Consider the following 13,047-nt stretch of genomic DNA (forward strand, 5'->3'; position numbering starts at 1 on the left):
CGGTGACTTCGGGAGATCGGGCAACCCGGATACCCAAGCCTTCCGCGCGGACCTCCCGACTCCCGCGCGCGGCGGATCCGTACGGCTCGCCACCACGCCTCACTGAACGGTCCCCGTCTCGCGGGAGCGGACGCAGCGCATCGCGAACGTCGCTCTGGAGCACACCATGTCCCACGCCGAGAATGCCGGAGACCGTGAAGTGACCGAGGCGCGCGAGCGCCTGGACCAGCTCGACCAGCAGATCATCCGGGCCGTGAAGGAACGCGTGTCGTTCTCCGCGCTCGTCCAGTCGTCCCGCATCGCCCGGGGCGGCTGCCGGACCGACAGCGCGCGCGAGAACGTCGTCGTCGGCCGCTACCAGGACGGTCTCGGTCCCGCGGGCCGGGACATCGGCCTCAGCCTGCTGCGGCTGTGCCGGGGCCGGGACCCCGTGCCCGCCGTGACGGGCGGCGCCCGGCGGCTCCGCAGGGCCTTCCTCGGGCCCGCCGCATCCGTGTCCCACCAAGCCGCCGAGGCGTGGCCCGGCCCGCCGGGCGCGGAGCTCCTTCCGGTGGACTCGCTGGAGGAGGCGGTGGCCGGGCCGGGGAAGGGGGCCGCCGAGGAAGCGGTCGTCCCGCTGGAGAACAGCGTCTCGGGGCCCGTCCACGACACCCTGTTCGCGCTCGCGGCCGGCGACGCGGTGTCGGTGGCCGGGCAGGCCCGCCTCCCCGTGGACTGGGTCCTGGCGGCGGCCCCCGGCACCGCCCTGACCAGCGTCGACACGGTGGCCAGCCATCCGCATGCGCTGACCCAGACGAAGCGGTGGCTGACCGGCGTCCTGCCCGGTGCCACCAGCACCAGCGCGGCCTCCACGTCCCGCTCGGCGGCCGGGCTGCTGCGTCCCGACGCCCCGTACGAGGCCGTCATCTGCACCCGGCGGGCGGCCGAGCACTACCGGCTGGACGTCCTCGCGCGCCCCGGGCGGGCGCAGATGCCGGTGACGCGGTTCGTCCTCGTGCGGCCCACGGGCGCACCGCCCGCCCCGACCGGCAACGACGTCACGAGCGTGGCGCTCACCGCGCCCGTCTCGGCCCTGACCGGGATCCTCGAATGCCTGGCCCAGGAGCACGCGGAGGTCCTCGGCCTGCACGCGCTGCCCGCCGGAGAGGCGTCCCGCCTGCTGTGGCTGGACGTCCGCGGCCACGCGACCGATCCGCACCTGCTGCACGTCCTGAGCGCCCTGCGCGAACACGGTGAGCGGCTGCGCATGGCCGGGACGTACCCCGCCGCCCCTCCGGCCGATTTCGCTGCGGGACAGCGGACTTCGCCCTCGGGGGAGGGGGCGCGAGCGGCCGGCTCCCGACGGGGGACCGGTGGTGGCGAGGGGAGGGACGGTGACCCGGGGGAGGGCCGCGGCCGGTAGGAGACCTGGGGTCGGGGCCCGCGGCCGGGGCTTGCGGTCGGGACTCACGACCGCGGCCTCCGGCCGGACCTGCGGTCGGGATTCACGGCCGGGACCTCCGGCCGGGACCTGTGGCCGAACCCAATGCCGCGGCCTCAGACCGGCACCTGCGGCCGAACCTACGACCACGACCGCGCCCTACGACCACGACCGCGCCCCACGACCACGACCGCGCCCCACGACCACGACCGCGCCCCACGACCACGACCGCCCCCCACGACCACGACCGCCCCCCCACGACCACCAGGAGGCCCGCGACCCGCAGGACACCCGTGACCCAGCAGGAGATCCGCGACCGTCAGGAGCGCCGATGACCGCCACCCCCACCTCCTCCGCCCCGGAAACCACGACGCCCAACCCCTCATCGTCCACCCCTTCATCGCCCACCCCCGCACCCGCCCGCTCTGCCGACATCAGTGGGGCCGAGCTCGTGCTCCGTGTCCTGCGGGACGAAGGCGTGCATCACGTCTTCGGTAATCCAGGCACCACCGAACTCCCCCTGATGCAGGAGCTCGCAGGTCAGCGCGACATCCAGTACGTGCTGGCCCTCCAGGAGGCCTCGGCGGTGGCGATGGCCGACGGGCACGCGCGGATCACCGGACGTCCGGCCTTCGTGAACCTGCACGCGGCGGCGGGGCTCGGCAACGGCATGGGCGCGCTGACCAACGCGGCCGCCGCGCAGGTCCCCCTCGTGGTCACCGCGGGCCAGCAGGACCTGCGCCACCTCATCCACGAACCCGTCCTCGCCGGTGACCTCACGGGGCTGGCACGCGCCACCGTCAAGTGGTCCCACGAGGTGTCCACGCGCACCGAACTGGGCACGGCCCTGCACCAGGCGTTCCGCGTCGCCCAGGCACCGCCCGCGGGGCCGGTGTTCCTGTCCCTGCCCATGAACCTGCTCGACGAGGTGGGCCCGCCCCCGCCACGGCACACGGAGATCCGCTACGCCGCGGGCGCGCCCGTCGACGACCTCGCCGCACTGCTCGCCGGAACGCCACGCGACGACATCGCCCTGGTCTTCGGGGACGAACTCGCACGCAACGCGCCCCGCGAGGGCCTCGCTCTCGCGGAGCGGCTCGGAGCGCCGGTGTGGGGCACGGGCTGGCCGGCCACCAATCCGTTCCCCACGCGGCATCCGCTGTGGCGCGGATATCTGCCCACCCACGTGCCGGGCATCCACGAGGCCCTCGCCCCGTACCGTCTCGTCGTCATCGCCGGGGCGCAGCCCTTCTCCCTCTACTACCCCTACGCCCCAGGCCCGCTGCTCAGCGACCGCACCCAGGTCGTCCAGATCACCGAGGACCCCTCCGCGCCGGGGCGCGACACCCCCGTCGACATGGCCCTGCACGGGCAACTGCGGCCCACCCTGCGCGAGTTGCTCGACCTGATTCCCGCCGGGCAGCAGGCGGAGCAGGTGCCCGACACGGAAGGGCCCGAGGGGGCGGCCGAGCCGTCGACGCTCGATCTCCCGTCCGTGGCGGAGGCGTTGGCGTCCACCCTGCCCGACGGCGCCATCGTGTGCGACGAGGCGCCGCAGGCCGCCCGGCACATCCGGGCCGCCCTGGACCTGCGGCGCGCCAACCAGTACCAGTGGGTGGCCGGCGGTCTCGGCTGGGCGATGCCCGCCGCCGTCGGCGTCAGCCTGGCGCGGGACCGGGGCGCCGTGCTGTGCACCGTCGGCGACGGCGCCGCGATGTACTGCCCGCAGGCCCTGTGGACCGCGGCCCGCCTGGAACTCCCCATCGGGTTCGTGGTCGTGAACAACCGCGAGTACCGGGTGCTCAAGGACAACTGGCAGCAGCGCGACCCCCGCCCGTCCCGGCTCCTCGGCATGGACCTCAACCGGCCCGCCATGGACTTCGTCGCGCTGTCCCACTCCATGGGCGTCCCCGCCCGCCGGGCCGCGTCGGCCGAGGACCTCGGCGACGTCCTGGCCGACGGCCACCGCACCGGCCGCCCCTTCCTCGTGCAGGTGGATCTCTAGCCGCGGGCGGGCGCCGATACGGCGCGGTGAAGCGCCGTGCGGCGCGGTGAAGGGTCGAACTCCCGTGGGTAGAGCGGCCCTTCAGGCTGTCGGGCGGTCCGCAGGGCCGTGTATGTGAGCCTTTGCGGGGGTGGAACGAACTCGCAGGAAACAGGAGCAACACCCCAGAACTCCAGCATCACTTCACGGGGCGAAACCCCCACTCTCAAAGGTTGATTACGAATTACACACATCCCCTCTCCATCCGGGTTCCGATGGTCTAGATTGACCGTGCTTCAGCTGCTCGGTCACGAGACAGCAACCGTGAGTGATCTATCAGTCCGGCGCCGCGGACGACCGACAGACCTGTCCAGGCGTCAGACGTGGGGGTGGTCAGTACTGGAGCCCGCGAGGGGGCCTCGGATGTGGGGACATCCGGGGGTGTCGACGGGTTCCGCGCGCTGAGTCGAGTCTGGTCGGGCAAGCGGGTTCGCTGCCGCCAGGGTGAGTTGTGCAAGTAGCGCTGAAACAGCCGAATTGTCATGCACGGAAGGCAGGGGTGCCTTCCGGGGGGAAGACCAGCGCGGCGCGGGAGGCAGGGGTGCCTCCCGGGGAAAAACAGTGTTAGACGAGCACGTCGCACCACTGGAGACCTGGGGGGTCCTGTGCAACAGGGGGAATTAGTCAACCCGTTTCCGTCGGCGCGAGGGCGTCTGGCGAACGGGACCATCAGCCAGCCCGCGACCGACTGGGAGCGACGCTACCGGCGTACCGTGATGACGAGCGACACCGTGGCCACCGCCGTCGTGGTGGCCTCGATCGGCCTCTTCTTCGGTGCCCGGGACGCGGCCAACTGGCATGAGAAGTGGGGAATCCTCGCCTTCGGCACCGAACTTCTGGTGCTGGGCGCACTGGCCGTCAGCCGCTCGTGGGCGCCGGCCGTACTGGGCCAGGGGGCCGAGGAATTCCGCAGGCTGGGCCGCTCGCTGTTCACGGCGGCCGTCGTCCTCGCGCTCGGCGGCATCGCGCTGACCTCGCGCAACATCAAGCTCTGGATCTTCGTAGCGATACCCGCGATCGCGATCGTCACCATGACCGTGCGGTATCTGCTGCGCCTGTGGCTCCACAAGCAGCGCAAGGAAGGGCGGTGCCTGAGACCCGTACTCGCGGCCGGGAGCGTGGACACCGTGCGCGACCTGATCGGCAGGTCCCGCAAGTTCCCGCACCTCGGCTGGCGGGTGGAAGCGGTGTGCACCGTGGACGGCCTCGGTGTGGACGGCGACCAGCTGGACGGCGTACCGGTCGTCGGCGAACTGGCCGACGTCGCCAACCACGTGCGCCGTGACGGCTACCGCGTCGTCGCCGTCACGCCCGACCCGCACTGGTCCCCGGACCGGCTGCAACGCCTCGCCTGGAACCTGGAGGGCAGCGACGCCGAGATGGTCGTCGCCCCCGTCCTCATGGAGGTGGCAGGACCGCGGCTGCACGTCGACGCGGTGCTCGGCATCCCGCTGCTGCGGGTCAGCATGCCGACCTTCACCGGCGGCCGCAGGGCCGTCAAGGCGGTGGTCGACCGGCTGGGCGCGGCGATCCTGCTGATGCTGCTCGCGCCGGTGATGGTGATCGTCGGTCTGCTCGTCCTTACGGACAGCAGGGGCGGGGCGCTGTACCGTCAGCGCCGGGTCGGCAAGGACGGCCGCGAGTTCACCATCTTCAAGTTCCGCACCATGGTCGTGGGGGCCGACCTCGCCCGTGCGGAGCTGGCCGACCGCAACGAAGGCGCGGGACTGCTGTTCAAGCTCCGCCGGGATCCACGGGTGACCCGGGTGGGCACCGTGCTGCGCCGGTACTCGCTCGACGAGCTCCCGCAGCTGTTCAACGTGCTGACCGGATCGATGTCGCTCGTCGGCCCCCGGCCCCCGCTGCCGGAGGAGTCCGCGGCGTACGGCCCGGACATCCGGCGGCGGCTGCTCGTCAAGCCCGGGCTCACCGGCCTGTGGCAGATCAGCGGACGGAGCGACCTGCCGTGGGAGGAGGCGGTCCGCCTCGACCTGCGGTACGTGGAGGACTGGTCGCTCGCCCTGGACGCGGTGATCTTGTGGAAGACGCTGCGTGCGGTGCTCCAGGGGCAAGGGGCGTACTGATGCGTGGGGGGCGCCGTACGAACGGCGCGCGGACGGCAGGCCACAAGGGCCTGCCCTGGGGGAGGAACAGGACATGAGAGTCAGCGTCTTAGGGCTCGGCTACGTGGGCTGCGTGTCGGCCGCGTGCCTGGCGAGCCTGGGCCACGAGGTCATCGGCGTGGACGTCAACCAGGCCAAGGTCGACCTGGTCAACGCGGGCAAGGCCCCGGTGGTCGAGGAGCGGATCGGCGAGCTCACCGCCGAGGTCGTACGGAGCGGCGCGCTGCGCGCCACCACCGACGTCCGCGAGGCGATCATGGGCAGCGAGGTGTCGCTGATCTGCGTCGGCACTCCGTCGGAGCCCAACGGCAGCCTGTGCACCACCTACTTGGAGCGGGTCACCGAGGAGATCGGCGCCGCGGTCGCCGAGCGGGGCGGACGGCAGACCGTCGTGTTCCGCAGCACCATGCTCCCCGGCACCTGCCTGAACCTGCTCGTACCGATCCTGGAGAAGTACACGGGCGGGACGGCAGGCGTCGACTTCGGCGTCGCGGTCAACCCGGAGTTCCTGCGCGAGGGCACCAGCGTGCGGGACTTCTTCGACCCGCCCAAGACCGTCATCGGCCAGCTCGACCCGGAGAGCGGCGACGTGGTGGCCGCGCTCTACGACGGGCTGCCCGGCGAGGTCTTCCGGGTACCGGTCCCGGCGGCCGAGGCGATCAAGTACGCGGACAACGCGTTCCACGGCCTCAAGATCGGCTTCGCCAACGAGTTCGGCGCGGTGTGCCAGGCGCTCGGCGTGGACTCGCACCAGGTGATGGACGTGTTCCTCGCCGACCGCAAGCTGAACATCAGCCCCGCCTACCTGCGGCCCGGCTTCGCCTTCGGCGGCTCCTGCCTGCCCAAGGACCTGCGCAGCCTGGTCCACGCGGCCCGGCGGGCCGACGTCTCGGTGCCCATCCTCTCCCACGTGCTGCCCTCCAACGCCGACCACCTGCAGCGGGCGGTCGACCTGGTGGAGCGCACCGGCAAGCGCCGGGTCGGGCTGTTCGGCCTGTCCTTCAAGCCGGGCACCGACGACCTCCGCGAGAGCCCGCTCGTCGAGCTGGCGGAGCGACTCCACGGCAAGGGGTACGACCTGCGCATCCACGACGCCAACGTGAGCCTCTCCCGGCTGATGGGCGCGAACCGCGAGTACATCGAGACCCGCCTGCCGCACCTCACGCAGCTGCTCGCGGACTCCGTGGACGACGTCCTGCGGCACGCCGACGTGATCCTCGTCGGCACCCGTGACCCGGACGTCCTCGCGGCGCTGCCGCACGGCGGCGACACCGCGATAGTCGACCTCATCCACCTCCCCGACGCCGACGCGCGCCGGGCCGAACCGGGGTACATGGGCCTTGCTTGGTGACACGACCGGAGGCGACCGCCCCGAGCGGCGGCGCGCCCTGATCCTGGTGGAAAACCTGTCGGTGCCGTTCGACCGCCGCGTCTGGCAGGAGTGCCGGACGCTGCGCGACGCGGGCTGGGAGGTGCACGTCATCTGTCCCCGGGGGGAGAAGCGGGACACGGAGGCCGAAGCGGTGATCGACGGGGTGCGCATCCACCGCTACCCGCTGCGCGCCGCCACCGGAGGCCCGGCCGGCTACCTCCGGGAGTACGGATCGGCGCTGTGGCACACCGCCCGCCTCGCCCGCAAGGTCGGCCCGGTCGACGTGGTGCACGCCTGCAACCCGCCCGACCTGCTCTTCCTGCCCGCGCTGTGGCTGAAGCGGCAGGGCGCGCGGTTCGTCTTCGACCAGCACGACCTGGTGCCCGAGCTGTACCTCTCCCGGTTCGACCGCGGCGAGGACCTGCTCTACCGCGCCGTGTGCGCGCTGGAACGGCGCACCTACCGGGCCGCGGACATCGTGCTCGCCACCAACGAGAGCTACCGGGACGTCGCGGTGCGCCGGGGCGGCAAGCGGCCCGAGGACGTCTTCGTGGTGCGCAGCGCGCCCGACGTCGAGCGTTTCCACGCCGTGGCGCCCGAGCCGGAGCTCAAGCGCGGCAAGCCCCACCTGCTGTGCTACCTCGGTGTCATGGGACCGCAGGACGGCGTCGACTACGCCCTGCGGGCCCTGGCCAAGCTCCGCGACGAGGTCGGACGCACCGACTGGCACGCGGTGTTCGTGGGCGGCGGCGACGCCTTCGACGCGATGGTGGACCTGTCCCGGCGGCTCGGGCTCGCCGATCAGGTGCAGTTCACCGGGCGCATCCCCGACGCCGACCTGGTGCGCTACCTCTCCACCGCGGACGTGTGCCTGTCGCCCGACCCGCGCAACCCGCTCAACGACGTGTCGACCATGAACAAGGTCCTCGAGTACATGGTCATGGGCCGGCCGCTCGTCTCCTTCGACCTGCGGGAGGCGAGAGTGTCCGCCGGCGAGGCCGCCGTCTACGCCGCGGCCAACGACGAGAGCGAGTTCGCCGGGCTCATCGCGGGACTCCTCGACGACCCGGAGCAGCGCGCCCGGATGGGCAAGATCGGCCAGGAACGCATCACCGGCCAGCTCTCCTGGCGCAACTCGCAGGCCTCGCTGCTCGCGGCGTACGACGCCGCCTGCCGTGACCACACCCCGGTGTCCGCGCTCGCCGCGGTCCGTACAGGGAAGAAGAAGAGGCAGCGCAGTTGAGTGAAGACGCAATACGCCTGGTCACGATCGGGCGGATCTTCCGCCGGCGCTGGCGGCTCCTCGCCGTCGCCGCGGTGCTCGGCGCGCTCGTCGGCTATGGCACGTCCCTGCTGTTCCCGCCGAACTACACGACGTCGACGTCGGTGCTGCTGGCGGGACAGTGGGAGGAGCGGGAACTGCTGACCCAGGCGGAGATCGCCGCCAGCTCGGCGGTGGTCGACCGCACGGCGGCCACGCTCGACTGGTCCGGCGTCAGCGGCAGCGACCTGCGGGACCGGGTCACCGCCACGGCCGCCGACGGCAACATCATCAAGATCTCGGGCACCGCGGAGACCCCGGAGCGCGCCCAGCAGCTCTCCGACCAGGTCGCCAAGCAGTTCGTCGGCTTCGCCGCACGGATCGCGGGAGAGGACACCGACCCCGAGTCCGACGCGGCGACGGGCCCCGAGGCACTGCGGCAGAAGGTGGCACAGACGAGCCGCCGCATCACCGAACTGGCCGACTCCGCCGACCCCGGCAAGACCGTGGAAGGCGTACAGGTCCGCACCGAACTCGAAAAGCTGCGCACCGCGCTGCAGGAAGCCATGAAGAAACTCGACGAGGCCGACCCGGCGACCAACAAGGCGGGCATGGTCGTCATGGGCCCCGCCGCCCGGCCGACCGGCGAGGCACCCCCGACGAGGACGCAACTCGTCGTCGGCGGCGCCCTGCTGGCCCTCCTGGTCGCCGTCATCGGGCACCTCGCCGCCGCCCGGGTGAGCCGCCGGGTGCGCACCGAGCCGGAAATGGCCGCCGCGCTGGGCTCCAAGGTGCTCGGCACCGTCGACGTGCCGGGCGAACGGCCCGCGCGCCGGCCCGGGGACCGCGGCCCGCGCGCCCTGGTCCGCCGCCTCCTCGGCGTCGACACCCGGTGGGACACCCCGGCCCCGCAGCCGTCCGGCGGCGACGCGGGCCGCGAGGTCCGCTACCGCCGGGTGTGCGCCCGCCTGCGCGACCGCCTGCCGTCCCCCCGGCGGCTCCTCGTCGTCGTCCCGGACGGCGACGACACCGCCCGCAGGGCCGCGGGCCGGCTCGTCGCCGAGGCCGGCGGCGACCCGCTGCTGCGCCTGGTCGAGGTCTCCGTGGACCGGCCGCTGGTGCCGGACCGCGGCACCGAGTCCGGCGCGGTGGTCGTGCTCAGCGCGGGCAACTGGACCGCGGGAGAGCTCTCGGGCGTCGCCGAGGCGTGCGCCGACGGCAGACACGAAGTCGTCGGCATAGTCGTCGCCGGAGCCGTCCGCACCCGTCCGGAACGGACCGCCGGCCGTTCGTCGCGGCGCGCCACCCCGGTGGCCGTGGCGAGCGGCGACGAAGCACGGGGAGGTTCAGGGTGACGACGGGCAAGACGACCGAAACACCCGATGCCGCACCGCTGTTCGACCTTCAGTCACTGGTGGTCGCGGTGCGCAGACGCCGCCGCTTCTGGTGCTCCCTGGCCCTGCTCGGCCTGCTGGCCGGCGTGGCCCTCGCCGTCCTGCGCCCGCCGCCGCCCAGCGCGGTCACCAAGGTGCTGATCGCGCACGAGGACGACCAGCCGAACGACACCGGCACGCTGATCCGTACCGACGTCGAGCTCCTCGGCACCACCCGGATCGCCGCCAAGGCCCTGCACACCCTCAAGTCCGGCGAGAGCCCGGAAGACTTCATGAAGGAGTACCGGGGGACCGGCCTGACCAACAACGTGCTCCAGATCGACGTGACGGGCGAGAGCGACGCCGACGCCGTGGCCCGCGCCGAGGCGCTGGCCGACACGTTCGTCGCCGACCACGTCAAGCGGATGCGGGAAGCGGCGAAGGCCGAGGCCAAGGCCCTGGTCGACCAGCGCGACCGGATGCGGGACGAGCTCGCCGCGGTCAACAAGGAGATCGGCGACCGGTCGCCCGAGACCGACCCGACGGAGTCGGCGAGCATCGAGTCGCTCTTCGCCCGCCGGGCCGAACTCAACTCACGCATCGCCGACTTCGACCAGCGGGCCGAGGAGGCACGCGTCGGCACGCCCAAGGTCGTCGCCGGCACCCGGATCGTGGACGCCCCGCGCGCGGTGCGCCACTCCCTGCCCAAGTCCGCCGTCACCAACGGCGTGATCGGATCCGTCCTCGGGCTCGTCCTCGGCCTCGCGGTCGCCGCCGTCGGCGCGGTCGTGGCGGGCCGCCCCGTACTGCGCAGAGAGATCGCGGTGCACCTGGGCGCCTCCGTCATCGCGGAGCTGCGCACCCCGTCCCGGCTGCCCACCGCCCCCTGGCGGCGCAGAAGGGCCCGCACGGCCCGCGAACGGCTCACCACGACCCTCACCCGCAGCGTGCGCGGCACCCAGGAATCGGTGTCCCTGCTGGAACTGGGCTGCGCGCGCACCACGAGCGCCATCGCCCTGGACGTCGCCACGGCCCTTGCCGCACAGGAGCCGGTGGCCGTCGTCGACGGCCTGCCCGGCCCGCAGCTCGCCAAGGGCCGCGCACCGCAGGGCGCCCCGACCGTGGTCAGCGGCGACCAGGCCGCGTCCCTGCCGCAGCAGACCCGCCGCCTGGGCGTCGGCTCGGTCGCCCCCGGCACCGCCTGGACCGACCTGCGCTACCTGGGCGACCAGACCCTGCTCGTCGTACGGGCCGGACACGGCAGCGCCACCTGGCTGCACACCGTGGCCCGGCAACTCGCCGACCAGCGCATACCGGTGATCGGCGTGGTGCTGGTCGACCCCGACCCCCGCGACCGGAGCGACGGCACGCTGTGGGACGGACTGCACATCGCGCTGCGGGGGCACAGCGAGCGACTGGCCCGCCAGAGCGGCACGGGCCAGCCGCCGACGGAACGATCGTCCTGGGCCGTACGAGTCCCGGACACCGACCAGGAGGCGCGGTAAACGTGTGTGGCATAGCAGGCACCTACCGGTGGCCGGACGGGAAGGTCGTCACCGACCGGCTCACCGACACCCTCGCCCACCGCGGCCCGGACGGCGCGGGCCGGTACGGCCACCCCGTCGGCGACAGTGAAGTACAGCTGGGGCACCGCCGGTTGGCCATCATCGACCTGTCCGAGACCGGCGCGCAGCCGATGGTCTCCGACGGCCTCGTCCTCACGTACAACGGCGAGCTGTACAACGCGCCCGAACTGCGCGCCGAGCTGACCGCCGCCGGGGCCCGCTTCCGCGGTACCTCCGACACCGAGGTGGTCCTGGAGGCCTGGCGGCGCTGGGGCACCGACTGTCTGCCCCGGCTGCGCGGCATGTTCGCGTTCGGGATCTTCGACGAGCGCACCGGCGAGCTGGTGCTCGCCCGCGACCAGCTCGGCATCAAGCCGCTGTTCCTGCTCCGGCGCGGCGGGGGCCTGGTGTTCGCCTCCGAGCTCAAGGCGCTCGCCGCGGCGACCGGCGGCACCCTGGAGGTGGACAACGCCGCGCTGGTGGCCTCCCTGCTGTACTACTGGGTGCCGGACTCGCGGTGCGCGTTCCGCGAGGCGGAGAAGCTGCCGCCGGGAAGCTGGCTGCGGTGCCTGCCCGACGGGCGGGTGGAGCGCGGCCAGTACTGGAACCTGCGGGACGTCGCCGCCGAGGGCCGGGAGCGGGCCGCGGCAGGCGAGCAGCCGGACCTGGCGGCCATCGTCGAGGAGTCGACGCAGCGCCACCTCCTCTCGGACGTCCCCGTGGCGACCTTCCTCTCCGGCGGGCTCGACTCCAGCTATCTGACCGCGCTGGCGGCCCGCAAGCAGCCGGGAATCTCCGCCTACACGATCGGATTCCGCGCCGAGGACGCCAAGTTCGAGGCGATGCCGGACGACCTGCGCTACGCCCGGCAGGTCGCCGCGCGGTTCGGCGTCGACCTGCACGAGATCGAGATCGCGCCGAACGTGCTCGACCTGCTGCCGCGGATGACGTACCACCTGGACGAGCCGATCGGCGACCCCGCGGCGATCAACACCTTCCTGATCTGCCAGGCCGCCCGGGAGGCCGGGGTCAAGGTGATGCTCTCCGGGATGGGCGCCGACGAGCTGTTCGCGGGCTACCGCAAGCACCTGGCCAACCTGCTGGCGCTGCGCTACCAGCGCGTCCCGCGGCCCCTGCGGCGCGGCCTGTCCCGGACCGTGGACCGGCTGCCGGTGGCCGGCGCCCGCCGCGGATACCGGTCGGTGCGGTTCGCGAAGCGGTTCCTGTCCTTCGCCGACCTGCCGGAGGAGACCGCGTTCCGCCGCAGCTACACCATGTACGACCAGGAGGAACTGCTCGCCCTGATCAACCCGGACCTGGCGGGGACGGTCGGGGACGTGCTGACCGAGCACGCGGACGTCTACGAGGACAACGACCTCGACGACCACGTCAACCGCATGTGCCTCGGTGACGCGCGGATGTTCCTGCCGGGCCTCAACCTCGCGTACACCGACCGCTCCAGCATGGCCGCGTCGACCGAGGTGCGGGTGCCGTACGTGGACGTCGAGGTGGTCAGGGCGGCGTTCACCGTGCCGGGCGACCGCAAGATCGTCGGACGGCAGGGCAAGGCGGTGCTCAAGGAGGCGGCCACCTCGGTGCTGCCCCGGGAGATCGTGTACCGGCCCAAGGGCCTGTTCAGCGCCCCGCTGCGGGCCTGGATGAGCCGGGACCTGGCCCCGCTGGTGCGCGAGGTGGTGAACGAAGGGGTGCTGGTCAGCTCCGGCCTGCTGCGCCGCGACGCGCTGGAGCGGATGGTCGCCGAGGACGCCGCCGGGCAGCGGGACTTCTCCAAGCATCTGTGGCATGTGCTGACCCTCGAGTACTGGTATCGCGAGGCGACCTCTGGGTCCGGTCAGAGCACTCGGTTAACTGCGTAGGAATTCAGAGGA

The 13,047-nt window shown here is 72.8% G+C and carries 8 protein-coding genes; all 8 read left to right on the forward strand.

Annotated features, from left to right (window positions below; translation table 11 throughout):
- The first annotated feature begins 154 nt into the window (after positions 1-154).
- The 8 genes from ACFYXE_RS09460 to asnB all read left to right on the forward strand — a co-directional run bounded on the left by ACFYXE_RS09460 (position 155) and on the right by asnB (position 13,035).
- Complete coding sequence (locus tag ACFYXE_RS09460; protein ID WP_389311403.1) at positions 155-1,402, forward strand: chorismate mutase; 1,248 nt, start codon at positions 155-157, stop codon at positions 1,400-1,402.
- Between the two features lie 349 nt (positions 1,403-1,751).
- On the forward strand, positions 1,752-3,425 hold the full coding sequence (locus ACFYXE_RS09465) for a thiamine pyrophosphate-binding protein (protein ID WP_389310644.1): 1,674 nt from the start codon (positions 1,752-1,754) through the stop codon (positions 3,423-3,425).
- Between the two features lie 644 nt (positions 3,426-4,069).
- The gene (locus tag ACFYXE_RS09470) at positions 4,070-5,548 is read left to right on the forward strand and encodes a sugar transferase (protein WP_361164815.1); all 1,479 of its coding nucleotides are present in this window, start codon (positions 4,070-4,072) and stop codon (positions 5,546-5,548) included.
- Between the two features lie 73 nt (positions 5,549-5,621).
- Positions 5,622-6,938, forward strand: coding sequence for a nucleotide sugar dehydrogenase (locus tag ACFYXE_RS09475; RefSeq protein WP_361164812.1), 1,317 nt, complete (start codon positions 5,622-5,624; stop codon positions 6,936-6,938).
- Entirely contained in the window at positions 6,928-8,202 is a 1,275-nt protein-coding gene (locus ACFYXE_RS09480) for a glycosyltransferase family 4 protein (protein WP_389310648.1), read from the forward strand. Before ACFYXE_RS09475 ends, ACFYXE_RS09480 begins: the two co-directional genes overlap by 11 nt.
- Positions 8,199-9,575, forward strand: coding sequence for a polysaccharide biosynthesis protein (locus ACFYXE_RS09485; protein ID WP_389310650.1), 1,377 nt, complete (start codon positions 8,199-8,201; stop codon positions 9,573-9,575). Before ACFYXE_RS09480 ends, ACFYXE_RS09485 begins: the two co-directional genes overlap by 4 nt.
- Positions 9,572-11,098, forward strand: coding sequence for a Wzz/FepE/Etk N-terminal domain-containing protein (locus tag ACFYXE_RS09490; protein WP_389310652.1), 1,527 nt, complete (start codon positions 9,572-9,574; stop codon positions 11,096-11,098). Before ACFYXE_RS09485 ends, ACFYXE_RS09490 begins: the two co-directional genes overlap by 4 nt.
- Positions 11,099-11,100: 2 nt before the next feature.
- Positions 11,101-13,035 carry an asparagine synthase (glutamine-hydrolyzing) gene (asnB, locus tag ACFYXE_RS09495; RefSeq protein WP_389310654.1) on the forward strand — a complete coding sequence of 645 codons (1,935 nt, stop codon included), beginning with the start codon at positions 11,101-11,103 and terminating at the stop codon, positions 13,033-13,035.
- Positions 13,036-13,047 lie beyond the last annotated feature (12 nt).

The organism is Streptomyces sp. NPDC002564 (genome assembly GCF_042889645.1).
Lineage (GTDB): Bacteria > Actinomycetota > Actinomycetes > Streptomycetales > Streptomycetaceae > Streptomyces.

Coding starts and splice junctions, on each gene's coding strand:
- ACFYXE_RS09465 (WP_389310644.1), top strand. CDS start 1,752: ATGACCGCCACCCCCACCTCCTCCGCCCCGGAAACCACGACGCCCAAC.
- ACFYXE_RS09475 (WP_361164812.1), top strand. CDS start 5,622: ATGAGAGTCAGCGTCTTAGGGCTCGGCTACGTGGGCTGCGTGTCGGCC.